Source organism: Tateyamaria sp. 7Alg 36, assembly GCF_059882455.1.
On sequence record NZ_CM187613.1, the window covers coordinates 2,195,757 to 2,220,630 of the forward strand.

General features: G+C 59.8%; 26 protein-coding genes and 1 tRNA gene. 18 read left to right on the plus strand and 9 right to left on the minus strand.

Annotation, left to right across the window (positions count from 1 at the left end; all coding sequences use genetic code 11):
• Positions 1–2: 2 nt before the first annotated feature.
• Entirely contained in the window at positions 3–1,034 is a 1,032-nt protein-coding gene (locus AC6GQJ_RS10740; RefSeq protein ID WP_500768034.1) for a branched-chain amino acid ABC transporter permease, read from the plus strand.
• 27 nt (positions 1,035–1,061) lie between these two features.
• Here AC6GQJ_RS10740 and AC6GQJ_RS10745 read toward each other — a convergent pair whose 3' ends face one another.
• The gene (locus AC6GQJ_RS10745; protein ID WP_500768036.1) at positions 1,062–1,397 is read right to left on the minus strand and encodes a hypothetical protein; all 336 of its coding nucleotides are present in this window, start codon (positions 1,395–1,397) and stop codon (positions 1,062–1,064) included.
• Positions 1,398–1,522: 125 nt separating this feature from the next.
• On the opposite strand from AC6GQJ_RS10745, the gene AC6GQJ_RS10750 reads away from it, so the two are divergent.
• The 5 genes from AC6GQJ_RS10750 to AC6GQJ_RS10770 all read left to right on the plus strand — a co-directional run bounded on the left by AC6GQJ_RS10750 (position 1,523) and on the right by AC6GQJ_RS10770 (position 7,858).
• Positions 1,523–2,599, plus strand: coding sequence for a branched-chain amino acid ABC transporter permease (locus AC6GQJ_RS10750; protein ID WP_500768038.1), 1,077 nt, complete (start codon positions 1,523–1,525; stop codon positions 2,597–2,599).
• Between the two features lie 95 nt (positions 2,600–2,694).
• A complete protein-coding gene (locus tag AC6GQJ_RS10755; protein WP_500768040.1) occupies positions 2,695–3,972 on the plus strand; it encodes an ABC transporter substrate-binding protein in 1,278 nt (425 codons plus the stop codon).
• Between the two features lie 76 nt (positions 3,973–4,048).
• Positions 4,049–4,873: an ABC transporter ATP-binding protein gene (locus AC6GQJ_RS10760; RefSeq protein WP_500768042.1), complete on the plus strand. Its 825-nt coding sequence runs from the start codon at positions 4,049–4,051 to the stop codon at positions 4,871–4,873.
• Between the two features lie 45 nt (positions 4,874–4,918).
• Positions 4,919–6,124, plus strand: a complete 1,206-nt coding sequence (locus tag AC6GQJ_RS10765) for a phenylacetate--CoA ligase family protein (protein WP_500768044.1) — start codon at positions 4,919–4,921, stop codon at positions 6,122–6,124.
• 93 nt (positions 6,125–6,217) lie between these two features.
• On the plus strand, positions 6,218–7,858 hold the full coding sequence (locus tag AC6GQJ_RS10770) for an ABC transporter permease (protein WP_500773893.1): 1,641 nt from the start codon (positions 6,218–6,220) through the stop codon (positions 7,856–7,858).
• A 139-nt stretch (positions 7,859–7,997) separates the two neighbouring features.
• On the opposite strand, the gene yghU is transcribed toward AC6GQJ_RS10770, so the two are convergent.
• The 3 genes from yghU to AC6GQJ_RS10785 all read right to left on the minus strand — a co-directional run bounded on the left by yghU (position 7,998) and on the right by AC6GQJ_RS10785 (position 9,382).
• Positions 7,998–8,876 (minus strand): glutathione-dependent disulfide-bond oxidoreductase, encoded by an 879-nt coding sequence (gene yghU / locus AC6GQJ_RS10775; RefSeq protein WP_500768046.1) that lies wholly within the window; start codon positions 8,874–8,876, stop codon positions 7,998–8,000.
• A 197-nt stretch (positions 8,877–9,073) separates the two neighbouring features.
• Positions 9,074–9,199: a type B 50S ribosomal protein L36 gene (ykgO, locus tag AC6GQJ_RS10780; protein ID WP_005850168.1), complete on the minus strand. Its 126-nt coding sequence runs from the start codon at positions 9,197–9,199 to the stop codon at positions 9,074–9,076.
• A gap of 108 nt (positions 9,200–9,307) precedes the next feature.
• Positions 9,308–9,382: transfer RNA gene (locus tag AC6GQJ_RS10785), tRNA-Val, on the minus strand.
• Positions 9,383–9,532: 150 nt separating this feature from the next.
• Between AC6GQJ_RS10785 and AC6GQJ_RS10790 the strand changes: the two genes are divergently transcribed.
• Positions 9,533–10,393 (plus strand): N-formylglutamate amidohydrolase, encoded by an 861-nt coding sequence (locus tag AC6GQJ_RS10790; RefSeq protein ID WP_500768049.1) that lies wholly within the window; start codon positions 9,533–9,535, stop codon positions 10,391–10,393.
• A 7-nt stretch (positions 10,394–10,400) separates the two neighbouring features.
• On the opposite strand, the gene AC6GQJ_RS10795 is transcribed toward AC6GQJ_RS10790, so the two are convergent.
• Entirely contained in the window at positions 10,401–11,654 is a 1,254-nt protein-coding gene (locus AC6GQJ_RS10795) for a DNA polymerase IV (RefSeq protein WP_500768051.1), read from the minus strand.
• A 55-nt stretch (positions 11,655–11,709) separates the two neighbouring features.
• Between AC6GQJ_RS10795 and AC6GQJ_RS10800 the strand changes: the two genes are divergently transcribed.
• Positions 11,710–12,162, plus strand: coding sequence for an NUDIX hydrolase (locus AC6GQJ_RS10800; RefSeq protein WP_500768053.1), 453 nt, complete (start codon positions 11,710–11,712; stop codon positions 12,160–12,162).
• Between the two features lie 255 nt (positions 12,163–12,417).
• On the opposite strand, the gene pyrF is transcribed toward AC6GQJ_RS10800, so the two are convergent.
• The 3 genes from pyrF to AC6GQJ_RS10815 form a co-directional block, all read right to left on the minus strand.
• A complete protein-coding gene (gene pyrF / locus AC6GQJ_RS10805; protein WP_500768055.1) occupies positions 12,418–13,113 on the minus strand; it encodes an orotidine-5'-phosphate decarboxylase in 696 nt (231 codons plus the stop codon).
• Positions 13,114–13,321: 208 nt separating this feature from the next.
• Positions 13,322–13,630: an orotidine 5-phosphate decarboxylase gene (locus AC6GQJ_RS10810; RefSeq protein WP_500768057.1), complete on the minus strand. Its 309-nt coding sequence runs from the start codon at positions 13,628–13,630 to the stop codon at positions 13,322–13,324.
• Between the two features lie 89 nt (positions 13,631–13,719).
• Positions 13,720–14,010, minus strand: a complete 291-nt coding sequence (locus tag AC6GQJ_RS10815) for a hypothetical protein (protein ID WP_500768059.1) — start codon at positions 14,008–14,010, stop codon at positions 13,720–13,722.
• Positions 14,011–14,079: 69 nt separating this feature from the next.
• On the opposite strand from AC6GQJ_RS10815, the gene clpB reads away from it, so the two are divergent.
• From clpB to AC6GQJ_RS10840, 5 genes are all read left to right on the plus strand, one after another.
• Complete coding sequence (clpB, locus tag AC6GQJ_RS10820) at positions 14,080–16,695, plus strand: ATP-dependent chaperone ClpB (protein WP_500768061.1); 2,616 nt, start codon at positions 14,080–14,082, stop codon at positions 16,693–16,695.
• Positions 16,696–17,010: 315 nt separating this feature from the next.
• Entirely contained in the window at positions 17,011–19,035 is a 2,025-nt protein-coding gene (flhA, locus tag AC6GQJ_RS10825; protein ID WP_500773895.1) for a flagellar biosynthesis protein FlhA, read from the plus strand.
• Positions 19,032–19,802 (plus strand): flagellar biosynthetic protein FliR, encoded by a 771-nt coding sequence (locus AC6GQJ_RS10830; protein WP_500768063.1) that lies wholly within the window; start codon positions 19,032–19,034, stop codon positions 19,800–19,802. The genes flhA and AC6GQJ_RS10830 overlap by 4 nt, the downstream gene beginning before the upstream one ends.
• Positions 19,799–20,884 carry an EscU/YscU/HrcU family type III secretion system export apparatus switch protein gene (locus tag AC6GQJ_RS10835; RefSeq protein ID WP_500768065.1) on the plus strand — a complete coding sequence of 362 codons (1,086 nt, stop codon included), beginning with the start codon at positions 19,799–19,801 and terminating at the stop codon, positions 20,882–20,884. The genes AC6GQJ_RS10830 and AC6GQJ_RS10835 overlap by 4 nt, the downstream gene beginning before the upstream one ends.
• Positions 20,881–21,294, plus strand: a complete 414-nt coding sequence (locus tag AC6GQJ_RS10840; protein ID WP_500768067.1) for a hypothetical protein — start codon at positions 20,881–20,883, stop codon at positions 21,292–21,294. Before AC6GQJ_RS10835 ends, AC6GQJ_RS10840 begins: the two co-directional genes overlap by 4 nt.
• 47 nt (positions 21,295–21,341) lie before the next feature.
• Here the strand turns inward: AC6GQJ_RS10840 and AC6GQJ_RS10845 are convergent, their stop codons facing one another.
• Positions 21,342–22,688 (minus strand): FliI/YscN family ATPase, encoded by a 1,347-nt coding sequence (locus tag AC6GQJ_RS10845; protein ID WP_500768070.1) that lies wholly within the window; start codon positions 22,686–22,688, stop codon positions 21,342–21,344.
• Between the two features lie 120 nt (positions 22,689–22,808).
• Between AC6GQJ_RS10845 and AC6GQJ_RS10850 the strand changes: the two genes are divergently transcribed.
• Genes AC6GQJ_RS10850 through AC6GQJ_RS10870 form a run of 5 tightly spaced genes read left to right on the plus strand, consistent with a single transcriptional unit; the run spans position 22,809 to position 24,870 of the window.
• Complete coding sequence (locus AC6GQJ_RS10850; protein WP_500768072.1) at positions 22,809–23,162, plus strand: FlgB family protein; 354 nt, start codon at positions 22,809–22,811, stop codon at positions 23,160–23,162.
• 12 nt (positions 23,163–23,174) lie between these two features.
• The gene (flgC, locus tag AC6GQJ_RS10855) at positions 23,175–23,567 is read left to right on the plus strand and encodes a flagellar basal body rod protein FlgC (RefSeq protein WP_500768074.1); all 393 of its coding nucleotides are present in this window, start codon (positions 23,175–23,177) and stop codon (positions 23,565–23,567) included.
• Between the two features lie 26 nt (positions 23,568–23,593).
• Positions 23,594–23,878: a flagellar hook-basal body complex protein FliE gene (fliE, locus tag AC6GQJ_RS10860; RefSeq protein WP_500768076.1), complete on the plus strand. Its 285-nt coding sequence runs from the start codon at positions 23,594–23,596 to the stop codon at positions 23,876–23,878.
• 1 nt (position 23,879) lies between these two features.
• Positions 23,880–24,149, plus strand: coding sequence for a flagellar biosynthetic protein FliQ (locus AC6GQJ_RS10865; protein WP_500768078.1), 270 nt, complete (start codon positions 23,880–23,882; stop codon positions 24,147–24,149).
• A 1-nt stretch (position 24,150) separates the two neighbouring features.
• The gene (locus AC6GQJ_RS10870; RefSeq protein WP_500768080.1) at positions 24,151–24,870 is read left to right on the plus strand and encodes a flagellar hook-basal body complex protein; all 720 of its coding nucleotides are present in this window, start codon (positions 24,151–24,153) and stop codon (positions 24,868–24,870) included.
• Positions 24,871–24,874 lie beyond the last annotated feature (4 nt).

Below are 24,874 nucleotides of genomic sequence, written 5' to 3' on the forward strand. Positions count from 1 at the left end.
TCATGCCGGATCAGTTGATTTATGCGATGGAGGTCTTTCTGAACGGGCTGATGGCGGGCGTGATGTACGCGCTTGTCGCGCTCGGCTTTGTCCTGATCTTCAAGGCATCGGGGATTTTCAACTTTGCCCAAGGGGTAATGGCCCTGTTTGCGGCGATGACCCTTGTGGGCATCCAGACCGGACAGGTGCCGTTCTATCACCTGATCAACGCGCTGTTCGGCACCAACATCCACTATTTCGGCTGGGAGGTGCATTCCATCATCGCCATTGTGCTGACCGTGGTGGTGATGATCGCCCTTGCGTGGGTGGTACAACGGTTCATCTTCCGCTTTCTGGTCGGGCAAGAGCCGATCATCCTGTTCATGGCCACCATCGGCCTTGCCTATTTCCTTGAAGGGTTGGCCGACCTGATGTGGGGGTCCGAGATCAAGAAGCTGGACGTGTGTCTGACCGATGCGACCTGTCTGCCGCAGGGCATCAACCTTGCCATCGACGAGGTGACGTTCAACATCTTTGGCTACGGGTTCTTTATCGACAACCTTGATATCACGGCGACGATCATTGCGATCGTGCTGGTCATCGCACTTGTGGCGTTCTCGCAATACACCAAGCAAGGGCGTGCGATGCGCGCTGTGGCGGATGACCATCAGGCGGCGCTGTCGGTGGGTGTATCGCTGAACTACATCTGGATTCTGGTGTGGTCGGTTGCGGGTTTTGTCGCCTTGGTCGCGGGGATCATGTGGGGCGCGAAATCGGGGGTTCAATTCTCCCTCTCGCTGATCGCGCTGAAGGCATTGCCGGTGCTGATGCTGGGTGGGTTCACCTCGATCCCCGGGGCGATTGTCGGCGGGCTGATCATCGGCGTGGGCGAGAAACTGTTCGAGTTCTTCATGTCGAGCAGTGATCTGGCCGGTGCCCTGTTCGGATTCACCATGAACGCGACAGAAAACTGGTTTGCCTATGTATTGGCACTGATCTTCCTTGTCTTCCGTCCGCAGGGCCTGTTCGGGGAGAAGATCATTGAGCGTGTCTGATCCCCATGCCCCACGGTGCGCCCCGCGCTATCCGTCAAGCTGGCGGAACAGCATGATCGTGAACGCGGCCAGCACCGTGATGGCCAGTGTGGCCGACAACATGAGGTCGCCGGTCAGCAAGACGGTTGCTCCAACGCAGACCATCAGGATCACCGCACAAAGCAGCAGGATCTGCCCGACACCGATGCCTTCGGACGCCTGCGGCTTAGCCGCAGCCTCTGCCGGATCGGGGGGCGCGTGTTCTGTTGCCTCTGGTATGGCGTCGATCAGATCGGCCTTGGCCGCGGCCAGTTCCCGCGCCGAGATATCGCCACGCGCATGCGCGGCATCAAGACGACGCATGTCGTCCAAAATTGCAGTCATGGTTCCCACTCCATCTACCCGCACCAATAGTGCCACGCGGAATGGGGCGAAATGTGGCGAAACTGGAAAACCCGATTGGGTGGTTAACGGCGCGTTCGACATGAGCGGCGCGGAAAGAGGTGCATATGCTTTATCGTGAAGCAGGCGATTTTTCGACGACATATCAGGAAGATAGTCAAACGTTCCCGATCAGGTTCGACCGCTATCGCTATTACTTCGTGCTGGCAGTGGCGGTGTTTGTCCTGCCCTTCGTAATGAATGATTATCTGGTCAATTCTATCTTTCTGCCGTTTTTGATCTACGCCATCGCGGCAATCGGGCTGAACATCCTGACGGGATATTGCGGTCAGGTGTCGCTGGGGACGGGCGGGTTCATGGCTGTGGGGGCCTATTCCTGCTACAAGCTGATGACCGCCTTTCCGGATGTGAACATCTTTTTCCACGTCATTCTCGCGGGGGGCGTGACGGCGCTGGTCGGGACGGCATTTGGCCTGCCATCACTGCGGATCAAGGGGTTCTATCTGGCCGTTGCAACGCTGGCCGCGCAGTTCTTTCTGGTTTGGTTGTTCAACAAGGTGGCGTGGTTTTACAACTACTCCGCCTCGGGGCAGATCAACGCGCCCGAACGGTCCGTTTTCGGCATCGAAGTTACCGGCCCCAATACCGAGGCGTGGGCCACCTATCTGTTCTGTCTGGTCTTCACCATCGGGTCGGCCCTGATCGCGCGCAACCTGACACGCGGGTCCGTGGGACGGCAGTGGATGGCGATCCGCGACATGGACATCGCCGCCGAGATCATCGGGGTGAACCCGCTGAAATCCAAGTTGACGGCCTTTGCGGTCAGTTCGTTCTTTGTCGGAATCTCGGGGGCGCTGTTCTTTTCGGTCTACCTTGGCGCGGTCGAAGTGGGCGAAGTATTCGGCATCCAGAAATCGTTTCTGGTGCTGTTCATGATCATCATCGGCGGCTTGGGGTCCATCTTCGGAGCCTTTGCGGGGGCTGCGTTCTTGGTGGTTCTGCCCGTGCTTTTGAAACTGGTGGGTGTGGACCTGCTGGGCTGGCCCACGGACATTGTGGCGCATGTGCAGCTGGTGGTCGTCGGGGCGCTGATCATCGTGTTCCTGATCCTTGAACCACACGGGATCGCGCAACTGTGGCGCGTCGCAAAAGAGAAATTGAGACTGTGGCCCTTCCCGCACTGACGCGGGTAGCCACCAAAAATGGCGGGAAAAACACCGCCGCGCGAACGGTCCGAAACGGGCCACATATCGGATACGACCAACGGGAGGAAAAACCGATGACTACGAAACTGGCAACCTATGTTGCGGCAGCCGTCATGGCGGCAAGTCCGGCCTTGGCGGACCTTGTGTTCCCAAGCCTAAGCTATCGCACCGGCCCCTATGCGGCGAGCGGCATCCCCTTTGCGGATGGCTATGCCGACTATTTCACGCTGCTGAACGAACGTGACGGCGGCATCGGCGGGGTGAAAGTCTCTGTTCCGGAATGCGAGACCGGCTACAACACCGAGAAGGGTGTGGAATGCTATGAGTCGACCAAAGGGTCGGGCGCGCTGGTGTATCAGCCGCTGTCCACAGGCATCACCTACCAGCTGATCCCCAAAGCGACGGCTGACGGCATTCCGGTCCACTCGATGGGGTACGGGCGTACATCTGCGGCCAATGGCGCGGTGTTCAGCCACGTGTTCAACTACCCTGCGAACTACTGGAGCGGCGCGTCCGGTGCGATCAACTATCTAATGCAGGACGGCGATATTTCCGGCAAGAAAATCGCACTGGTTTATCACAACTCGGCTTATGGCAAGGAACCGATCCGCACGCTGGAAGAACTGTCGGCCAAGCATGGTTTCGAACTGATGCAGGTCGCCGTTGACCACCCCGGTCAGGAACAAAAGTCGCAATGGCTGCAAATCCGTCGTGAGCGTCCTGATTATGTGATCATGTACGGCTGGGGCGTAATGAACCAGGTTGCGGTTCAGGAAGCTGCGAACATCCGTTTCCCGATGGAAAACTTCATCGGTATCTGGTGGTCGGGTTCCGAAAATGACGTGTTGCCAGCAGGTGCGGCGGCAGACGGCTATAAGTCGCTGACGTTCCACGGTGTGGGTAGCGATTTCCCCGTCTTCGACGACATCCAGACACATGTTGTAGATAAGGGGCTGGCTGCCGGATCGGGCGACCAGATTGGTACGGTCCTGTATAACCGTGGCCTCTATGCCGCGATGCTGGCCGCCGAAGCTGCCAAAACTGCGCAGGAAATCCACGGCACACCGGACATCACAGCAGCCATGATGCGCGATGGTATGGAAGCACTGGAAATCACCGAAGAGAAGATGGCGGCCCTTGGTCTTCCAGGCTTTGGTCCATCGTTCAAAGTGTCCTGCGAGAACCACGGTGGCCCCGGCCTTGTGGGCATGACGCAGTGGGATGCGACAGCGAAAGAATGGACGCTGGTTTCCGATTTCTCTGAATCGGACATGGGGATCATCCAGCCGCTGATCGACGAGGACAGCGGTGCCTATGCAGCCGAGAACGGCATCACGCCAGGCTGCAACTAAACCCTTCTTCCCCGGCGGTGGCGCCTGTTGCCGCCGGGGGATTTGCATATTTATCGGAACAATGAAGGTGTGATCCATGCTGGACGCCGAGACCAAGACCGAGACCGTACTAGAGGTCAACAATATCGAGGTGATTTATAACCACGTGATCCTCGTGTTGAAGGGTGTGAGCCTCAGTGTGCCCAAGGGCGGTATCACGGCCCTGTTGGGGGGCAACGGGGCAGGCAAGACCACGACGCTGAAGGCGATTTCGGGGTTGCTTGCATCCGAGCGCGGCGAGGTGACCAAAGGGTCGATCATGTATCGCGGTGTGAACACAGCCCATGCGGACCCTGCGGACCTTGTGAAGCACGGCGTGGTGCAGGTGATGGAAGGCCGTCACTGTTTCGAGCACCTTACGGTCGAGGAAAACCTGATGACCGGCGCTTATACCCGTGCCGATGGCAAGGGCGCGATCGCGGCCGATCTCGAGATGGTCTATAACTATTTTCCGCGCTTGCGCGAACGTCGCAAGTCGCAGGCGGGCTATACGTCCGGGGGTGAGCAGCAGATGACGGCGATTGGCCGCGCGCTGATGTCCCGCCCCGAGACGATCCTGCTGGACGAACCGAGCATGGGCCTTGCGCCGCAGTTGGTAGAGCAGATTTTCGAGATCGTGAAATCGGTGAACGAGAATGAGGGCGTGACTTTTTTGCTGGCCGAGCAGAACACCAACGTCGCGCTGCGGTTTGCGCATTACGGATACATTCTGGAATCGGGTCGCGTCGTGATGGATGGCCCTGCCGCCGAACTGCGCGAGAACCCCGATGTGAAAGAGTTCTATCTGGGCATGTCGGATGAGGGGCGCAAATCGTTTCGGGATGTGCGCAGCTATCGCCGGCGCAAGCGCTGGCTAAGCTGACGCCACCATTGCCGACCGTTTTCCTTGGACGAGATGAGACCCGCTATGCCGACGACGCCTTTTTACGACGCATTGGAAACCCGCAGTGCCGATGCGCGCGCCAGCGACCAGTTGGCGGCGGTCAACGCACAGATTGCGCGTGTTGCGGCAGCGTCTGACAGTTGCCTGCCAGAGGTTGGCACGTTGCAGGATCTGGCTGAGTTGCGCCGTTTGCCTGTATTGCGGAAGTCCGAACTGGCCAAGTGGCAGGCGGCAAAGCCGCCGTTTGGCGGGATACCCGTGACAGGTCTGGCGCATGTCTTTCAATCGCCCGGGCCGATCTATGAGCCCGGCGGGATCAGCCACGACTGGTGGCGCATGGGGCGGTTCCTGCATGCGGTCGGCATCGGCGCGGGCGATATCGTGCAAAACTGTTTCGGGTACCATCTGACGCCTGCGGGCATGATATTCGAATCCGGTGCACGGGCGGTAGGCGCTGCCGTTTTACCTGCGGGTACGGGGCAGACCGAGTTGCAGGTCACGGCGGCGCGCGACATCGGCACGACAGCTTATGCGGGGACACCGGATTATCTGAAGGTGATCCTTGATAAGGCGGACGAGATGGGCGTGACATTGTCCTTCACCAAGGCCGCTGTTGGAGGGGGCGCGTTGTTCCCCAGCCTGCGGCAGGAATATGCGGATCGCGGGATCACCTGCATGCAGTCCTATGCCACGGCGGATCTGGGCAACATCGCCTATGAGACGCCAAGCCTTGAGGGCATGGTGGTAGACGAAGGTGTGATCGTCGAGATCGTCACCCCGGGTACAGGCAATCCGGTGCCCGAAGGCGAAGTGGGTGAGGTGGTTGTGACCACGCTGAACCCCGATTACCCGCTGATCCGGTTTGCCACGGGGGACATGAGCGCCGTTCTGTCCGGTCAAAGCCCCTGCGGGCGGACCAATATGCGCATCAAGGGCTGGATGGGGCGCGCCGACCAGACGACCAAGATCAAGGGGATGTTTGTGCGCCCCGAACAGGTTGCGGCCTTGGTCGACAAACATCCAGAAGTGCTGCGCGCCCGCGTTATTGCGCGCCGTGAGGGGCAACAGGATGCGATGGTGGTTCAACTGGAGTGCACCAGCGGGTCGGCGCAGGATTTCAGCCAGTCGGTCGCGGATACGCTCAAGCTGAAGGGGGCGGTCGAGGTGCATGCGCCTGACACGCTGCCCAAAGACGGGTTGGTGATCGAGGACCAGCGCAGCTACGAATAGGTCGCAGGGGACGTGCCGCAGCGGGGCTGGAAACCCGAGCGAAAACGTAAGATAAGCGGCGCGTTACGGTTCGGGACTGATCGCTTGTCATTGATTTCCACATCTGCGCCCACGGGCAAGTCGCCGCGCGTGCTGACATGGTCGGCGCTGCTGGTGGCGGCGATCTGTTTGCTGCCCATGGTTGCGGTGACGCTGGCCGCAATGCTGGGTGGAACATCAGCCATTTCGCATCTGATGGGCACCGTGTTGGGGCGGTATGCGGCCAACACTGGGTTGCTGGTTGTGCTGGTATCCTTGGGGACGTTTTTCGTCGGCGTCGGGACCGCGTGGCTGGTCACTATGACGCGGTTCCCGTTTGCGCGGGTGCTTGAGATTGCACTGGTCCTGCCGCTGGCCTTTCCGGCCTATGTCCTAGCCTATGCCTATACCCATATTCTGGACCATCCAGGCATTGCGCAAACCTCCCTGCGCGCGGCCATGGGATGGGGGCCGCGGGATTACTGGTTTCCCGAAATCCGCAGCCTTGGCGGTGCCGCGCTGATGCTGGTGCTGGTGCTATATCCTTATGTCTATCTGCTGGCGCGGGCGTCGTTCATTCAGCAAAGCGGATCGACCTTTATGGCCGCGCGGGCATTGGGGTCGCGCCCCTTAGCCGCATTCTGGCGGGTCAGCTTGCCATTGGCGCGCCCAGCGATTGCCGCCGGCGTCCTGCTGGCCGTGATGGAGACGATCGCGGATTTCGGCACGGTGGCCTATTTCGGGGTCCAGACCTTTGCCACCGGTATTTACACAAGTTGGTTTTCCTTGGCGGACAGGGCGGGGGCAGCGCAACTGGCGCTGTGTCTGCTGGCCTTTGCGCTGATGTTGGCGGTGCTTGAGCGCAAGCAGCGGGGGCAGGCGCGATATCATGATCCCAGTAGGGGTCAGAGGGAGCTTGCGCCGATCACCCTGACCGGATGGCAAGGGGTTACGGCGGCGGTGCTGTGTGGTCTGCCCGTTCTGTTTGGCGCGATCATTCCGGTGTTTGCGCTGCTGGCCCTAGGGCTGGGGTCGGGGCAGGATTTGCTGAGTGCGCGTTACCTCGGGTTTTTGCGGCATTCGCTGACGCTGGCCACGCTGGCGGCGGTGCTGACACTGGGGGCTGCGATCTTGCTGGGTTATTTCCGGCGCACCGAGGGCGGGCGATTGTCTGCCGGTGCGACCTATGTGGCGCGGCTGGGCTATGCCGTGCCGGGTGGGGTGATCGCGGTGGGTCTGCTGGTGCCTTTTGCCGCCTTTGACAACGCGCTGGATGCATGGATGCGCGCGACCTTTGACATCTCGACTGGATTGCTGATTTCAGGGTCAATCTGGTTGCTGGTCTTTGCCTATGTTGTGCGGTTTCTGGCAGCGGCCCTAGGTGCATACGAGGGCGGTCAGGCGCGGGTCCATGCGAATATGGATGCGGCGAGCCGGTCGCTGGGCAAGGGGCCCTTTGCCACTTTGCGGCGCGTACACCTGCCGATCCTGACGCCGAGCCTTTTGACAGCACTGTTAATCGTGTTTGTCGATGTGATGAAGGAGTTGCCCGCGACGCTGATCATGCGCCCGTTCAACTTCGATACATTGGCGGTACAAGCGCATCGCCTTGCGGCAGATGAGCGGCTGGACGGGGCGGCGGTGCCCAGTCTGGTCATTGTGGCGGTCGGGTTGTTGCCCGTGATCCTGATCTGTCGTCAGGTCGGGCGGCACTGAGCGTGGTTCGGGGGCGTTGCCCCCCGTGTGCTTGCGCACCCTCCCCCCAGCATATTTTTGGAACAATGATGAGACGTGTAGTTCACAGGGTGAGGTGTGCCATCGGGCGGGCATAAACGTGCGCCCGATGGCTGGTGTTTTAGCTGTCTTCGGACGTGCCGATCTTGTCTTGGGTCTTGGTGTCGAAATCCGATGCCGCGTGGCGTTCGTGCAGTTGCAGTTCGGGTTCGCCAAAGGCGCGGTTGACCATGCGGCCACGCAGCGTCGCGGGGCGTGCGTCGATCTTTTTCGCCCATGCCATCACGTTGGTATAGCTTTCCACGTCGAGGAATTCTGCCGCGTCGTAGAGGCGGCCAAGGCAGAGTTGGCCATACCAAGGCCAAATCGCCATGTCCGCGATTGAGTAGTCGTCGCCCGCGATAAAGGGTTTGTTCGCGAGCTCGCGGTCGAGCACGTCGAGTTGGCGTTTACTTTCCATCGCGTAGCGGTTGATCGGGTATTCGTATTTTTCTGGCGCGTAGGCATAGAAGTGGCCGAAGCCACCGCCGAGGAAGGGCGCGGAGCCCATTTGCCACATCAGCCAGTTCATGACCTCGGTGCGCCCTGCCCCGCTTGTCGGCAGGAAGGCACCGAATTTTTCGGCCAGATGGATCAGGATCGAGCCGGATTCGAAAACGCGCACAGGCGTGTCGCCGGAGCGGTCCAAAAGGGCGGGGATTTTCGAGTTCGGGTTGATGTCTACAAAGCCGGAGCCGAATTGATCACCTTCGCCGATATTGATCAGCCAGGCGTCATATTCCGCGTCTGTATGGCCCGCTTCAAGCAGTTCCTCGAACATCAGGGTCACTTTGACGCCGTTTGGCGTGGCGAGCGAGTAAAGCTGGAACGGGTGGTCGCCGATTGGCAGATCCTTGTCCGCGGTCGGGCCGGCAATGGGGCGGTTGATCGACGCGAACTTGCCGCCCGATCCTGCGTCCCATGTCCATTTGGCGGGCGGGGTGTAGGTTGGATCACTCATCGGTTGGCCTTTCGGTATTGGGACGGGTTGGCGCAAATCCTAGCCTGTCGGCGGGCCGGTGCAAGGCGATCATTGTGCTTTGACGAAGGGGCCGGTGTGCGCCTGCCGTGGCCAACTGGTGCAACAGCGGGGCCCGGAAACGAATCAGGCCGCCCTGCGAGAGGACGGCCTGTAAACTTTTGCGGTGCTTTTAGGGCTTAACCCTGACGTGCTTTGAACCGGCGCTGCGTCTTGTTGATGACGTATACGCGGCCTTTGCGACGCACAACGCGGCAATCACGGTGCCGGTTTTTCAGCGAGCGGAGCGAGTTGCGAACCTTCATGGCGCTTCTTCCTCATGTTTCATGGCGCGAAGCAGCGCCGGGTTGCGTTTTGGCACCTTGTGCCGGTGTAGGTGCCGCGGGGCACGAAGGCCCGTTGGCGGAATGCGGTGGTGCGAGATACAAGGATCGAACTTGTGACCCCTTCGATGTCAACGAAGTGCTCTACCGCTGAGCTAATCCCGCACATTGCCCTGACACTTGTCCCGCCCACAAAGAAAGTGAGCGCGGAATTCCGCGCCAAGTGAGGGGTGCTATAAAAGGAGTCGTCAGCGGGATCAAGGGCTTTTGGCTTTGTCTTTTCATGGTCTATGTTGATTGTCAGGAGGAGCGCCTATGCCAAAAGTCGCTTACGAGGTCATACACCCCGAACGGCGCACCAGTTGCGTGGTGTTTGCGTCGCCCCATTCCGCGCGCGACTATCCGGATAGTTTCCTGCGCCGGACGGTTCTGGACGAGATGACGATCCGGTCGTCCGAAGATGCTTTTGTCGATCAACTCTTTGCCTCGGCGCCGCAGAATGGCGCGCCGTTGCTGCTGGCGGGGGCACCGCGCGCCTATGTCGACCTGAACCGCAGCGCGGACGAGCTTGACCCCGCCCTGATCGAAGGGGTGCGCCGTCAGGGACACAATCCTCGCATTGCCAGCGGTTTGGGCGTTATTCCGCGTGTCGTGGCCAACGGGCGTGCGATTTACCGCGGCAAGCTGTCGATGATCGAAGCCGAGCAGCGGATCGAACGGTACTGGCGCCCCTATCACGCGGCGCTGCAAAAGCTGCTGGATGAGGCGAGTCGCGATCACGGGCAGGCAGTGTTGATTGACTGCCATTCCATGCCGCACGAGGCGATGGACGGTGTGGCGCGCAGCGGGATGGTCCGCCCGAACGTGGTTCTGGGCGACAGGTTCGGTGCGGCTGCGTCGGCCGAGGTAATGGACCGCGTCGAGGCGGCCTTTGTCGGGGCGGGTTTCAAGGTGGCGCGCAATGCGCCCTTTGCCGGCGCCTATGTGACGCAAGCCTATGGGCGACCGTTGCGCAATCAACACGCTGTGCAGGTAGAAATCGACCGGTCGCTGTATATGGACGAACGGCTGATCCGACCGAACAGCGATTTTGACGCCATGCGCGCACGGTTGCGCGATGTGGTGGCGCAGATCACCAAGATCGGCCAGATGCGTATTCCGCTGGCGGCGGAATAGCGGCGCATCAGCGCAAGGCACGCCCTTTCAGAATAGCTTTATGTCCGAACCGGTTGCGGATTGCGTCGGCAGCACGTTCGGCCTGACCGCGTTTACGGGCGTCGGGGTCAAGAAGGTCGCCCGACACTTCGGCGGCATCTGCCGCACACAGATCGCTGATACCGCATCCTAAAAGGCGATAGGGCCCTTCATCACCGACCTGATCGAACAGGGCGCGGGCAGTGCGATAGATCGTGTCTGCCAGTTGCGCCGGATCGCGCAAAGACACCCGCCGCGTCAGCGAGGTGTGGTTGTGGCGCTTGAGCTTGAGCGTCACAACACGCCCTGCGAGGCCTTTGGCCTTGGCCCTGTCCGACACTTTTTCCGCCATCCGCCACAGGTGACCGTCCAGAATATCGGGATCGTTTGTATCGTCGTGGAAAGTGGTTTCGTTGCTGATGGATTTCATCGGGGAATCCCGCGACACCCGCCGCATGTCCTGCCCGCGCGCCAGATGCCACAGGCGGTCCCCCATAGAGCCGAACCGCGCCACAAGGTCCGTCCGTTCCCACCGCAGAAGATCGGCAAAGGTGCGAATGCCCGCCTTGTCCAGCGACGCCTGCGCCGACGGCCCGATACCCCAGATCAGGCGCACGGGTTTGTCGCGCAGGAAGCTGGCTGTGTCCGCTTCGCCGATCACGGAAAACCCGTGCGGCTTTTCGAGGTCCGAGGCGACCTTGGCCAGAAACTTGTTGTGGGACAGGCCGATGGAGCCGGTGAGACCCAGCTCATCCCGCATCCGTTTGATCATACGGGCCAGCATCACCGCAGGGGGTGCCCCGTGCAGGCGTGTGGTGCCGGACAGGTCCATGAATGCTTCGTCCAGCGAGAGGGGTTCGATTGCGGGGGTCAATTCTTCCATCATGGCGCGAATGGCTTTGCTCGCCTCGACATAGGCGTCCATGCGCGGCTTGATGATCACCGCTTCGGGGCACAGCTTGAGCGCTTGGAACATCGGCATGGCCGAGCGGACGCCACGGATGCGCGCCACATAGCACGCGGTGGACACCACGCCGCGCCGCCCGCCACCGATGATCACCGGCTTGCCCTCAAGGCTTGGGTCGTCGCGCTTTTCCACCGACGCATAAAAGGCATCGCAATCCATATGGGCGATGTTCAGGTCGAACAGTTCGGGGTGGCTGACGATACGCGGACTGGCACAGGCGGGGCAGCGCCGTGCGGAATCGAACTGGGTCAGGCATTCGCGGCAAAGACTGGGCATGGGTCTGAATTGTGGCTACTGCTGGCCAATGTAAAGTGCGTGCGGGGATTTGAACATGGCAGGTCGGGTGATCGGTGCAAAGCTGGCGCTGTTTGTGGGGGACCAGCTAGCCACGTTGCAGCGCGACGACCGACCCGGATTGCTATGGCCGGGGTTCTGGGATCTGCCCGGTGGCGGGATCGAGGCGGGCGAGACGCCGCTTGAGTGTGTGCTGCGCGAAACGCAAGAAGAACTAAGCCTGACACTTGATCCGGCGGCTGTCATCTGGGGCCGCGACTATGGCACGTCGAGCATGGATATCTCGTGGTTCTTTGCGGCCCATGTCGGGGCGGAAGTTGCGGATGCGATTGCCCTTGGCGACGAAGGGCAACAATGGGCCCTGATGTCGGTCGAGGCGTTCATGGCGCACGACACCGTGGTGCCGCAGTTCAAGCCGCGTTTGGGCGACTATCTGGCGGGCGTCGCATCGGTCAATTTTCAGTGGGACGGGAAAGCAGGGCCTTTATAAAAGGCCCCCCCGCAAAGCGAGCGGGGGGAGGTGACGAACCTCAGGAAGATGCGGTTCGTCGGGGAGTATCACCTGTCACCAAAGTACCACCCAGACGTGTTTTCGCACAGTCAGGAATACCATACTTTGCAATATACGGTGGCCTTGTTGCCGAGATGGCACAAACTGTTGATCTATCAACGAGTGCCTTATTTGGCGCTATATTGCGCCACTTTGTCACTTTTGCATGCGTTTTCAGCGCTTTGGTTCGACCGCTTAGACGGCCGCCATCTCTGAAAGGATCGAGTCCGCCGCACCCTTCGGATCGGTTGCGCGCCAGATCGGACGCCCGACAACGATGTGATCCACCCCGTTGGCGATCGCATTTGCCGGTGTCGCGATGCGTTTCTGATCGCCAGAGGCCGCGCCAACAGGCCGCACACCTGGTGTTACGATCAACCGGTTGGCCGCTTCGGGCAAGGCGCGGATCGCCGCCGCCTCGTGCGGCGATGCGATAACACCGTCGGCACCCGCCATGAACGCCCGTCCGGCCCGTTCCTGCACAAGGTCCGCGACATCGCCTGACTGGATCATGCAGTCATCAAGGTCGCTACGGTCCAGAGAGGTTAGGATTGTGACGGCCAAAATCTTGAGAGACGAACCTGCCGCGCCTTCCTTGGCGGCGCGGATCACATGGGGATCGCCGTGAACGGTCAGGAAATCCAGATCGAACTGGGCCAACCCGCGCACTGCGGCCTCGACCGTGGCACCGATGTCGAACAGTTTCATATCCAGAAAGATGCGCTTGCCATGTTCCTGCTTAAGCTCGTTGGCCAGCGCCAGACCGCCACCAGTCAGCATGCCCAGACCGATCTTGTAAAAGCTGACGCTGTTTCCCAACGCGGTCGCCAGTTCCAGCCCTGCAACGGCGTTCGGCACGTCCATTGCTACGATCAATCTGTCATCTGCCATTTGCGCGCCCTCTTTCACTGTCCCTGCGCGGTCATAAGACAGGTTGCGTGCGAAATCCATCAACGAAAAAACCCGGATGCACGAAGCATCCGGGCCAGTGATCAGAGACGATAGCAGGCAGGCACCTGTCTCTGGGGTACTTCGAAGCGGTTCCGCAGCATCGGGGACAGAAAGGATGCTCGGTCTGCCGCGTCAAAGTATTCTATGTTCAGGCCGCGTGCGGACGTTCAAACGCGAATTGGGCACGAATACGCGACCGCAGTTCCTGAAGGCGGCCAGCGCGCTGTGGCGCAACCGCTGGTTTGAATGTGGAATCGGCCGGCCCGTGTTTGTGGCGGCGCAGCGCTTGGGTCGACAGACCTTTGGACGCTTCTTCGAATTCCATTGTGATCGGGGCATTGATGGAACATGCGTAACGGCGGGATCCGGATGTATCGTGTACGGTCACCAGCGCTTCAAAAGACTGGGTGGCCGCGTTGTAGATCACGTCGTTCAATTGCAACGGTACAGTCTGCATTTTGACACCTAATTTTTATTTCTGCTCTTGTGGATAAGTATGTGGATTGATTTCTTTTGAAAAAAAGGGGGAATATTAATGGAACCAAATCACAGGTTTGGTACCTGACCGTGAGGCAGGCACAAGAATTCATTTAAATTATTGAAATAGTTATATTTTCCCATTTTGACCCAAAAATGGAACGCCCGCTCACCGCGATCCGAATTAGGCGGAAATTTGCCGTAATTGGTTGAGCGTCCAAGGAAAATCACGATCCGGCCATGTGGACAGGCCGGTGGCACCCCCGGACAACCGTCGCCTTTGATATGATTAAATCGCCCTGCATTTTGCGCACCCAAAGCTCTTGCAGAGGCGGCAAGACGCACCCATCTTTCACGCATAAGGCCCATACTGACCGCGTGCCTAATTAGGGCGCGGCGAATTCGGGCGCTGCAAAAGGAGAAAGACCCATGGACTTGAGCAAGTTCACGGAGCGGTCGCGCGGATTCGTGCAAGCCGCACAAACAATCGCAACACGCGAAAGCCACCAACGGCTGACCGCTGACCATCTGCTGAAGGCGCTTCTGGACGACGAACAGGGGCTGGCCGCAAACCTTATCACTGCCGCGGGCGGGGATGCGGGGCGGGTGCGGTCCCATGTGGACCAGACGTTGGCCAAACAACCCAAAGTCACAGGCGACGCCGCGCAGGTGTATCTGGATCAGGCCACGGCAAAGGTTCTGGCCGAAGCCGAAGCGCTGGCAAAAAAGGCTGGCGACAGCTTTGTTCCGGTCGAACGGGTGCTGATGGCGCTTGGCATGGTGAAATCCGGTGCCAAAGACGCGCTGGAAGCTGGCAAGGTCACACCCCAAGCCCTGAACACCGCCATCAATGACGTGCGCAAAGGGCGTACCGCCGACACGGCAAGCGCCGAGGATGGTTATGATGCATTGAAGAAATACGCGATGGACCTGACCGCCCGCGCCGAAGAGGGCAAGATCGACCCGATCATCGGACGGGACGAAGAAATTCGTCGCGCGATGCAGGTGCTGAGCCGCCGGACCAAAAACAACCCAGTCCTGATCGGTGAACCTGGTGTGGGTAAGACAGCCATTGCCGAAGGGCTGGCGCTGCGCATCGTGAACGGTGACGTGCCGGAATCCCTGCGCAACAAACGTCTGCTCGCGCTCGACATGGGGGCGTTGATTGCCGGTGCCAAATATCGCGGCGAGTTCGAGGAACGTCTGAAGGCGGTTCTGAACGAAGTCACAGATGCGGCGGGCGAGATCATCCTGTTTATCGACGAAATGCACACGCTGGTCGGTGCAGGCGCGTCCGAAGGGGCGATGGATGCGGCGAACCTGATCAAACCCGCGCTGGCGCGTGGGGAGCTGCACTGTGTCGGGGCCACAACCCTGAACGAGTACCGCAAATATGTTGAGAAAGACGCGGCCCTAGCCCGTCGTTTCCAGCCGGTCATCGTCGAGGAACCCACTGTCGAGGACACAATTAGTATCCTGCGCGGTATCAAGGAAAAGTACGAACTGCACCACGGTGTGCGGATTTCGGACAGCGCCTTGGTCACTGCGGCGACGCTGAGCCATCGCTATATCACCGACCGTTTTCTGCCGGACAAGGCCATCGACCTGATGGACGAAGCGGCCAGCCGTCTGCGGATGGAGGTCGACTCCAAACCCGAAGAGCTGGACGCGCTGGACCGTCAGATCCTGCAAATGCAGATCGAGGTGGAGGCACTGCGCCTAGAGGATGATCAGGCTAGCAAAGACCGGCTTGATACGTTGGAAAAGGACTTGGCCGATCTGCAAGAACGTAGCGCCGAGATGACCGCCCAATGGCAAGGTGAACGCGACAAGCTGGCGTCGGCGCGCAACGTGAAGGAAGAACTGGACCATGCGCGGGCCGCATTGGACATCGCCAAGCGCGAGGGCAACCTCGCGAAAGCGGGGGAGTTGTCCTACGGCGTGATCCCCGAGCTTGAGCGCAAGCTGGCCGAAGCCGAAGGGCAGGATTCAGACACGATGGTGTCTGAGGCTGTGCGCCCCGAGCAGATCGCGTCAGTCGTCGAACGCTGGACCGGAATTCCGGTGGCCAAGATGCTGGAAGGTGAACGGGACAAGCTGCTGCGGATGGAAGACCAGTTGCATGCGCGGGTCATCGGCCAGAACAGTGCTGTACGTGCTGTTGCAAACGCCGTGCGCCGTGCGCGGGCGGGGCTGAACGATGAAAACCGTCCCCTCGGGTCGTTCCTGTTCCTTGGGCCAACGGGCGTCGGTAAGACCGAGTTGACCAAGGCCGTGGCCGAATTCCTGTTCGATGACGACAGCGCGATGGTGCGGATCGACATGTCCGAGTTCATGGAGAAACACGCCGTCGCCCGTCTGATCGGCGCGCCTCCGGGCTATGTCGGCTATGACGAAGGCGGCGTGCTGACCGAGGCAGTGCGGCGTCGGCCCTATCAGGTCGTGCTGTTTGACGAGGTCGAAAAGGCGCATCCGGATGTCTTTAACGTGCTGTTGCAGGTTCTGGATGATGGTGTGCTGACCGATGGTCAGGGCCGGACGGTTGATTTCAAGCAGACGCTGATCATCCTGACGTCGAACCTTGGTGCGCAGGCGCTGAGCCAGTTGCCCGATGGGGCGGATGCCGCTGATGCGCGGCGGGACGTGATGGATGCGGTACGCGCTCATTTCCGGCCCGAGTTCCTGAACCGTCTGGACGAAACCATCGTGTTCGACCGGCTGGCCCGTGCGGATATGGATGGCATTGTGACCATCCAGATGGCCCGCCTTCTCAAGCGGTTGGCGGCGCGCAAGATCACGCTGTCGCTGGACGATGGCGCGCGCAAATGGCTGGCCGACGAAGGGTACGATCCTGTGTTCGGGGCGCGCCCGCTGAAACGGGTGATCCAGTCTGCGCTGCAGAACCCGCTGGCCGAGATGCTGCTGGCAGGCGACGTGAAGGACGGCGATGACATCTCGGTCTCGGCAGGGGCCGATGGTCTGATCATCGGGGACCGTGTCGGCGGCAGTAACCGGCCGCGCCCTGACGACGCGGTGGTGCATTGATCGCAGCGCATTAACCACAAAATGGCCCGCAGGACTGCGGGCCACACACCAACTGAAACCCCGCCTGACTGGCGGGGTTTTTTGTATCCGCCGCCACGCGGGTTCCATTCGGGCGAATTCCAGCGCGGCAAAGATGCTTAATAAACCAAACATTAGGAAAATTGGATCATTTAGGAAGAGCGATCGGGTGCGTGAATGCGCGACGCATTCTGTGGCCATGCCTTTGGGTTGATCGGCGTATCGAGATCGGAGGATCTATTGGAATTCAGCGCCAAGACATTGTTCAACCCGACTGTATTGTTGGCCGTTGCCCTCATGGCGGTCATTGTCATGATGGTCCTGCCGATGCCCGCTTGGGTGCTTGATGTGGGTCTGGCAAGCTCCTTTGCGTTGGCGATCCTTATCTTCACCATCACCCTGTTTATTGAACGACCGCTGGATTTTTCGGCCTTTCCGACGATCCTGCTGGCATCCCTGATGCTGCGACTGTCGCTGAACGTTTCGTCCACCAAGCTGATTATCGGTCAGGGTCATACCGGTACGCAGGCGGCGGGGGATGTGATCCAAGGCTTTGCGCAGTTCGTCATGGGCGGCAGCGTGTTCCTTGGGCTTGTCGTGTTTTGCGTGCTGCTGATCGTCAACTTCATGGTGATCACCAAGGGTGCGACGCGCATGGCGGAAGTCGGCGCGCGGTTTGCTCTGGACGGGATGCCTGGCAAGCAGCTGGCCATCGACAGCGACATGTCCGCAGGCGCGATCACCCATCAAGAAGCGAAGACGCGGCGCGAGCTTGAACAGGCGGAAACCACCTTTTTCGGATCACTAGACGGGGCGTCGAAGTTTGTAAAAGGGGACGCCGTCGCGGGATTGCTGATCACACTTTTGAACCTTGTCGCGGGGTTGGTGATGGGCGTCGTTGTGCACGGGATGCCCCTTGGCAGCGCCTTTGAAACTTACGCGATCCTGACCGTGGGCGATGGCCTTGTGTCTCAAATTCCCGCTGTTGTGATTTCCATCGCCTCTGCCCTGCTGCTGGCGCGGGGCGGGGCCAAGGGAGCGACCGACCTCGCCGTGTTCAGCCAGCTTGGCAAACATCCTGCCGCGCTGACAACCGTCGGAGTTCTGATGGCGATGTTCGGGCTGGTACCCGGTTTGCCGCTGGCCCCGTTCATGCTGGGCGGTATCGGCCTGTTCGTTGCCGCGTTCCTGATCAACCGCCATCTGAAGGAGGTAAGCCTGAAGACGGCGCAGTCCGATGAGGCCCCCGTTATCCAGGCCGAAAAATCTATGGGCGATGTGCTTGAGCTTGACGACATCCATGTGGAATTCGCCCCCGACCTTGTGAACATGGTCCTTGATCCTGGAACGGGTCTGGACGCACGCATTGCCAATATGCGCACCCATGTGGCGACTGTCTTTGGCCTGATCCTGCCGGAAATCCGCCTGACCGATAACCCTGCGCTGAAGGCCGGATCCTACATCCTGCGCATCCAAGGGGTCGAACAGGCGCGCGGCACGTTGCACGCACGGGATATCCTTGCACTGACGCCAGATGATGCCAGCAAACTGCCAGCAGGCGAGGACACAACCGAACCGGTCTATGGCGCGCCTGCCCGTTGGATTTCAGACAGGGATCAGGAGACCGCCGCTTTGGCCGGTGTGACCCTTGTGACGCCGACCGAGATTCTGGCGACGCACCTCCTTGAGGTCATAAAGCGTAACTTCAGGCGCTTGCTGACGCTGAAATCCCTGCGGCGTTTGCTGCAGGAGATGACAAACATTTCTGATCCCGCGCGGGCCGAGGCAAATCGCAAAATGCTGGACGAGTTGATACCGGACAAGGTGCCCATCGACATCCTGCATTCCGTGCTGCGTCTACTGCTGGATGAACAGGTGTCGATCCGCAACCTGTCCCTGATTCTTGAGGCGACGGCCGAGGCGAGGGGGCGCAACGCACAACCTGAGGCGATTTGCGAGATCGTGCGTCAGCGCCTTGGCTTCCAGCTTGTAGCCGAGATGCGCAGGCCGGACGGAACCCTACCGCTGGTCCAGCTTGCGCCTGAATGGGAAGATACCTTTGCCAGCTATCAGGTCGATGCCGACCGTGGGCTGGACGTTGCCCTGCCGCCTGAACTGTTCAACCGGTTGGCGGAAAACATGTCGGACAAGCTGCAAGACGCAAGCGCGCAAGGCATTTTCCCCGCCGTGGTGACAAACACGCGGCGCAGGCGTTTCGTGAAAACACTGATGCGGGCCAAGGGGATCACAAATCCGGTGCTGTCTTTTGAGGAAATCGGCGTGGATGCGCGCCCTGCCCTTGTCGGGGTCGTTGCCGCGTGACCTTTTCAGCCGAGATCATTGCCCTTGGCCAAGCCCAACTCTGGCTGGGCTTTGTCGTCTTCTTGCGCGTCGCGGCAGCAGTCGCATTACTTCCTGGCTTTGGTGAACAATCGGTTCCGATGCGTATCAAGCTGGCGATCTCCATCGCGTTTACCATGATCGTGGCGCCAGCCCTGTCTGTCTCGCCGGAACCCTTCTCGCTCAGCACACTCGCCCTGTTGGCGGTTACCGAGACGCTCTCCGGCGTTCTGATCGGCATCGGCATACGGTTGCTGATGCTGGCGTTGCAAACCGCTGGCGCGATTGCCGCGCAATCCACATCCCTATCTCAGATCCTTGGCGGTGCCGCCACAGAACCTCTGCCCGCGATGGGCTATGTGTTAACGGTGGGCGCGATTGCCTTAGCGGTGATGGCAGGGCTTCACGCCAAGGCGGCCGCGCTGTTGATCCATTCCTACACTCTGTTCCCGATGGGGTTCCTGTCCGCTGGCAGTGACGTTGCAGATTGGGGGGTAAGCCAGATCACCTATGCCTTCGACCTAGCCTTTATACTCGCGGCGCCGTTTGTGCTGATGTCAGTGCTGTACAATCTGGCGCTTGGCGTCATCAACAAAGCGATGCCGCAGCTTATGGTGGCCTTTGTTGGTGCGCCGGTCATCACATTCGGCGGCTTGTTTTTGCTGTTTCTGGCCGCACCGACGATGCTGGGGGTCTGGCTGTCGTCGCTTGATCATTTCGTGGCGGACCCGCTGGGAAGTCATAGATGAGCGGGCAGGACGACGACAGCGACAAGAGCTTTGACCCGACGCCGCAAAAGCTCTTGGATGCGCGCAAAAAGGGCGAAATTGCGAAATCGACGGATTTGCAGACTGCAGCGGGCTATGCGGGTCTAACGCTAGCCTTTCTGGCAGTTGGTGGGCAGGTCGTGACGTCTTTTGCTTCGCACCTACAGGCGATTCTGGATCGGTCTTCGGAACTGGCGGACGTTCTTTTTGCAGGGGGTTCGTCACCGATCATGGGCGGTATTTTTTGGAATGTCGCATTGTCACTGGCGCCGATCTTTCTATCGCCGGGCTTGGCGGTTCTGGGTGCCATTCTGGCCCAACGCGCATTCGTGGTCGCGCCAACCAAGTTGCAGCCAAAACTGTCGCGTATCTCGCTGCTCCAGAATGCAAAGCAGAAATTTGGGCGCGGCGGGTTGTTTGAATTCGCCAAAAGTTTTGTGAAACTGGTGATCTACTCCACCTGCCTCGCCATCTTCCTGAATGCCCGCATGCCCGAGATGATTTCAGTCATCCACAGTGCCCCCGGTGCGGTGGTGATGATGCTGGCCGAGTTGTGCACTTCATTCCTGCTGATCGTCGTTCTGGTGTCGGCATCTTTGGGCGGGGTTGATGCCTTGTGGCAGCATCAAGAACATATCCGCAAAAACCGGATGTCGCGGAAGGAGGTCATGGACGAAACCAAAAACGCGGAGGGTGATCCGCATCTGAAACAAGAACGTCGCGCGCGGGGTCAGGCCATCGCGACACAGCAAATGATGGCGCAGGTGCCCGAGGCTGATGTGATCATCGTTAACCCCACGCACTATGCCGTCGCGCTGAGATGGACGCGGTCAGCAGGGACCGCTCCGGTATGTATTGCCAAAGGTGTCGACGAAATCGCGCTGCGTATCCGCGAAGTGGCGCAAGAAGCCGCCGTTCCGATCCACAGCAACCCGCCGACCGCCCGCGCCTTGCACGCTGTGACCAAAATCGGGGATGAAATCTCCCCCGATCATTACGAGGCTGTTGCCGCCGCGATCCGTTTCGCGGACGAGATGCGGATCAAAGCGAAAGCAATGCCATGACCCGTGATCTGGCACAGTTGCAGATGCTGTCCGCACTGAAATTCCGCCACAGCGAACAGGCTATGTCCGCGATCCTGTCTCGGGAACAAGCCTTGCGGGCCGAGCTTGCCCGTTTGCGAGCGCTCACGCACGAGACCCAGTCTCAACCACCCGAACAGGCGGAATTGCGGGGGATCGGCGGTGATGTGATCTGGCTGCAGTGGCTGGAGAAAGAGCAGCGCCGGTTGAATATCGAACTGGCGCAGGTTCTGGCGCAAAAAGAGGGGCTGATGCAGCAGCATGTCCGCGCGCATGGTCGCAAGATCGTTTCGGAAACGCTGGTAGAAGACGACGCCAAGATGCGGCAGCAGAAAAAGCGTGATGCCCAATTAGCGAATGCAATCAAACTGTGGTTGATGAAACGGGTTTAATACTTGTCGGCGCTTGATCGAAGGGCGTAGCGCCCGCCTCGTTACGCTTACTTCCGACCGCCCCCTGCTTTGCCTGCACGCCGCAGGATCAACCGCAGCCGATCAAAGCTATGCGCACAGCCCTGATCGTGCAGCCCGCCAATAGCCTCATCAAGGTGCGGCCAAAGCTGAATTGCAGTGTCGATCTGCGGATCGGTCCCTTGGGTATACAGGCCCGCAGTGATCATCGTCTGGTTCTGGGCGTAGATGCTTAGGTATTTGCGCACATCGGCGATGATCTTGTTTTCCTCGTCTGAAGCTGCCGCTGGCAGGCTGCGTGAGACAGAGCGCAGTACATCAACCGCCGGAAAACGGCCACGCTCGGCAATGGTACGGTCAAGCACGACGTGTCCGTCCAGAACCCCGCGCAGGATGTCCGCAATCGGTTCGTCCATGTCCGAGCCTGCCACCAGAACGCTGAACACCGCCGTGATATCACCCTGATCCCCCGCTCCCGGCCCTGCGCGTTCACAAAGCGACATGATCAGGTGCGAGGTAGAAGGTGGAAAACCACGCAGAACCGGTGCCTCGCCAGCAGCCACAGCGACCTCGCGATGCGCTTCGGCAAAACGGGTGATGGAATCGGCCAGCAGCAGGACCGACATACCCTGATCGCGGAAGTGCTCGGCGATGGCCATGGCGGACCACGCACATCTGCGCCGCACAAGCGCCGCCTGATCCGATGTGGCCGCCACAACGATTGCGCGCGCACGCCCCTTAGGGCCCAACACGTCATCAACGAAATGGCGCACTTCGCGACCACGCTCACCAATCATGGCAATGACCACAATATCGGCAGTCATCACCTTGGCCATCTGTCCCAGAAGGCTTGATTTTCCAACGCCGGACCCCGCGAACAGTCCGATCCGTTGCCCGCCGACGACCGGCAACATCGTGTCAAAAACGATATGTCCTGTATCCAGACGACGGCCCAACGGACGCCGCGTGGCCGCAGGGGGCGGGCTCGACTGTAGCGGGCGGGGATAGGCGCCACTTATCAGCGGTTTGCCATCCAGCGGCGCACCATCAGGATCAATGATGCGCCCGATCCACGACATGTGCGGCGCGATCCCGCTGTTGCGGTCCAGAATGACGCGATCACTCAACGCGATACCTTCGACCGGCGCGTCGGGGAGCACGATAATTCCCTGACTCGTCAACTGGACAACCTCACCGCGCAGCGACGATCCATCCCGCCGCATGATCTCTGCACGGTCGCCAATGCGCGCCTCGTCCGCCAGTCCGGTCACAAGGATAATGCCCCCGTGCACCTGCCGAACCCGCCCGACAGTGCGCGCGACGCGGATTTTCGACAGACGGTTGTGAAAAGATTTCAGGTGCGCGGCTTGCTGCATCGGATCCTCCTGATGGCTGCAAACTGTTTTTAAAGGAATCACGGTTAAGCCTTGGTTGAAATCACCGAGGGAGAAGCCCCGATGTTCCAGAACCTCACCGTTTTTGAAACGGCACATGCTATGGCAGTCCATGCTGGACAGCGGCAAGCCGTGATTGCCCAGAATGTGGCGAATGCCGACACGCCCGGATATGTGGCGCGGGATTTGCCGAAGTTTCAGGATGTATACGCCCCCGCAGAGGCAGGCGTGTCGATGCAGCGCGCGACGCGGGCCGGGCATCTGCATGGTGCTGCAAGTGCCAGCGTGGACGGCATGGCCATAGAAGACCGCTCTTTCGCGTCACCTGATGGGAATACAGTCTCTATTGAAACCGAAATGATGCGCGCAACCGATGCCAAGCGGCAGCATGACCGGTCCCTCGCCATCTACAAATCTGCGCTGACCATCCTGCGCGCCAGTCTTGGCCGCCAGTAAGGAGGGTAGAAAATGAACGAATTTGCCAAAGCATTGAGCGTGTCGACAAGCGGTTTGAAAGCGCAATCTTCCCGCTTGCGCCACTTGTCAGAGAATATTTCGAACGCCGACACGCCTGGATACCGGCGCAAGACCGTGCCGTTCCGTACCGAATTCGACGCTAGTAGCGGCGTGTCCAAAGTCGAGGTCGGTCGCTTGTCACTGGATGATCGCGAATTGGAACGGGTGTTCGATCCCGCCCATCCGATGGCGGACGAAGGCGGGTTCTATGACGGATCCAACGTCGATCTGCTGATCGAACTCGCCGACGCGCGCGAGGCGCAGCGCAGCTACGAAGCGAACCTGAAAATGTTCGAGCAAGCCCGCCAGATGTCTTCGGGGCTTTTGCAACTGTTGCGCCGTTAAACGGCGCTTGAAGAAGGAGATCCAGAATGGATTCAGCAGCACTTTCCGCCGTTCAGAACTATTCCGCATCGCGGGCGGCCACACAGCCGGGCAAGGGATCTGGCGATTCCCTGTTCGGTCGGGTCGCGATGGACTTTGCACAGACCCTCGCCGCGGGCGAACAAGTCGCGCAGCAATCCATGATCAGCGAAGTGGACCCGCACGCCCTGGTACAGGCGCTGGCGCAAACTGAACTGGCCGTCGAGACCGCCGTTACTGTGCGCAACAAGGTGGTTGAAGCATATCAGGAAATCCTGCGGATGCCGGTCTAGCATGCTGAACGAAATCATCTTTTTCGACACAATGCGGCAAGGGCTGTGGGTGGCGGTCATCGTCTCGATCCCCATCCTGCTGGTGGCGCTGGTCGCAGGTGTCTCGATTGGCTTGGTTCAGGCGCTGACCTCCATCCAGGAAATGACGTTAACCTTTGTGCCGAAACTGGCGGCCATCGTGACGGTGTTCTGGATGTCGATGGGTTTCATGACCCAGACGATGGTTTCGTTCTTTCACGACCGCATTATCCCACTGATTATAGGAGGTTAAATTGGACAGCACAGGGTACATAACGCTCACACGACAGTCCGGCCTGATGCGGGAAATGCAGGTCGTCGCAAACAACATCGCAAACGCGGCCACTACCGGTTTCAGGCAAGAAGGCCTCGGGTTTTCCGAATATGTGCGCGGGGTTCGGGGCGGCGCATCATTGTCGATGGGTCAGGGCAACGTGCGCAACACCTCTTACGAACAGGGAAGCCTGACCCAGACCGGCGGCACCTATGACTTCGCGATTGAGGGGGACGGGTATTTCCTGATTGAAACACCTGAGGGGGAGCGTTTGACCCGCGCGGGCAGCTTCACCCCGAATGGCGAAGGCGACCTAGTGACCCATGACGGGAACCGCGTTCTGGACGCGGGCGGGGCGCCTGTCTTTATTCCACCAGATGCGCGTTCCATCGCCGTTTCACCGGACGGCACGATCAGCGCGGACGGGAACCTTGTCGGGCAGATCGGCCTTGTTGCGCCGGTCAATACTGATGCCATGACTCGCCAGACTGGTGTGTTGTTTGATGCGCAGGAAGGGTTCGAACCGTCTGAAACAGCCAAAATGCTGCAAGGTTTTGTCGAGGAATCGAATGTCGATCCGATTGGCCAGTTGGCCCGCATGATCGAAATCCAGCGAGCTTATGAAATGGGTCAGAGTTTTCTCGACTCCGAAGATGAACGCGTTCGCCGTGCGATGGACGCCATGTTGAAATCCAACTGAGGAG

What these genes read in the sequence shown, in the direction of transcription:
- AC6GQJ_RS10740 (WP_500768034.1), top strand. Translation starts at nt 3, where the DNA reads ATGCCGGATCAGTTGATTTATGCGATGGAGGTCTTTCTGAACGGGCTG.
- AC6GQJ_RS10745 (WP_500768036.1), bottom strand. Translation starts at nt 1,397, where the DNA reads ATGACTGCAATTTTGGACGACATGCGTCGTCTTGATGCCGCGCATGCG.
- AC6GQJ_RS10750 (WP_500768038.1), top strand. Translation starts at nt 1,523, where the DNA reads ATGCTTTATCGTGAAGCAGGCGATTTTTCGACGACATATCAGGAAGAT.
- AC6GQJ_RS10755 (WP_500768040.1), top strand. Translation starts at nt 2,695, where the DNA reads ATGACTACGAAACTGGCAACCTATGTTGCGGCAGCCGTCATGGCGGCA.
- AC6GQJ_RS10760 (WP_500768042.1), top strand. Translation starts at nt 4,049, where the DNA reads ATGCTGGACGCCGAGACCAAGACCGAGACCGTACTAGAGGTCAACAAT.
- AC6GQJ_RS10765 (WP_500768044.1), top strand. Translation starts at nt 4,919, where the DNA reads ATGCCGACGACGCCTTTTTACGACGCATTGGAAACCCGCAGTGCCGAT.
- yghU (WP_500768046.1), bottom strand. Translation starts at nt 8,876, where the DNA reads ATGAGTGATCCAACCTACACCCCGCCCGCCAAATGGACATGGGACGCA.
- ykgO (WP_005850168.1), bottom strand. Translation starts at nt 9,199, where the DNA reads ATGAAGGTTCGCAACTCGCTCCGCTCGCTGAAAAACCGGCACCGTGAT.
- AC6GQJ_RS10790 (WP_500768049.1), top strand. Translation starts at nt 9,533, where the DNA reads ATGCCAAAAGTCGCTTACGAGGTCATACACCCCGAACGGCGCACCAGT.
- AC6GQJ_RS10795 (WP_500768051.1), bottom strand. Translation starts at nt 11,654, where the DNA reads ATGCCCAGTCTTTGCCGCGAATGCCTGACCCAGTTCGATTCCGCACGG.
- AC6GQJ_RS10800 (WP_500768053.1), top strand. Translation starts at nt 11,710, where the DNA reads ATGGCAGGTCGGGTGATCGGTGCAAAGCTGGCGCTGTTTGTGGGGGAC.
- pyrF (WP_500768055.1), bottom strand. Translation starts at nt 13,113, where the DNA reads ATGGCAGATGACAGATTGATCGTAGCAATGGACGTGCCGAACGCCGTT.
- AC6GQJ_RS10810 (WP_500768057.1), bottom strand. Translation starts at nt 13,630, where the DNA reads ATGCAGACTGTACCGTTGCAATTGAACGACGTGATCTACAACGCGGCC.
- AC6GQJ_RS10815 (WP_500768059.1), bottom strand. Translation starts at nt 14,010, where the DNA reads ATGCGTGAAAGATGGGTGCGTCTTGCCGCCTCTGCAAGAGCTTTGGGT.
- clpB (WP_500768061.1), top strand. Translation starts at nt 14,080, where the DNA reads ATGGACTTGAGCAAGTTCACGGAGCGGTCGCGCGGATTCGTGCAAGCC.
- flhA (WP_500773895.1), top strand. Translation starts at nt 17,011, where the DNA reads ATGGCGGTCATTGTCATGATGGTCCTGCCGATGCCCGCTTGGGTGCTT.
- AC6GQJ_RS10835 (WP_500768065.1), top strand. Translation starts at nt 19,799, where the DNA reads ATGAGCGGGCAGGACGACGACAGCGACAAGAGCTTTGACCCGACGCCG.
- AC6GQJ_RS10840 (WP_500768067.1), top strand. Translation starts at nt 20,881, where the DNA reads ATGACCCGTGATCTGGCACAGTTGCAGATGCTGTCCGCACTGAAATTC.
- AC6GQJ_RS10845 (WP_500768070.1), bottom strand. Translation starts at nt 22,688, where the DNA reads ATGCAGCAAGCCGCGCACCTGAAATCTTTTCACAACCGTCTGTCGAAA.
- AC6GQJ_RS10850 (WP_500768072.1), top strand. Translation starts at nt 22,809, where the DNA reads ATGGCAGTCCATGCTGGACAGCGGCAAGCCGTGATTGCCCAGAATGTG.
- flgC (WP_500768074.1), top strand. Translation starts at nt 23,175, where the DNA reads ATGAACGAATTTGCCAAAGCATTGAGCGTGTCGACAAGCGGTTTGAAA.
- fliE (WP_500768076.1), top strand. Translation starts at nt 23,594, where the DNA reads ATGGATTCAGCAGCACTTTCCGCCGTTCAGAACTATTCCGCATCGCGG.
- AC6GQJ_RS10865 (WP_500768078.1), top strand. Translation starts at nt 23,880, where the DNA reads ATGCTGAACGAAATCATCTTTTTCGACACAATGCGGCAAGGGCTGTGG.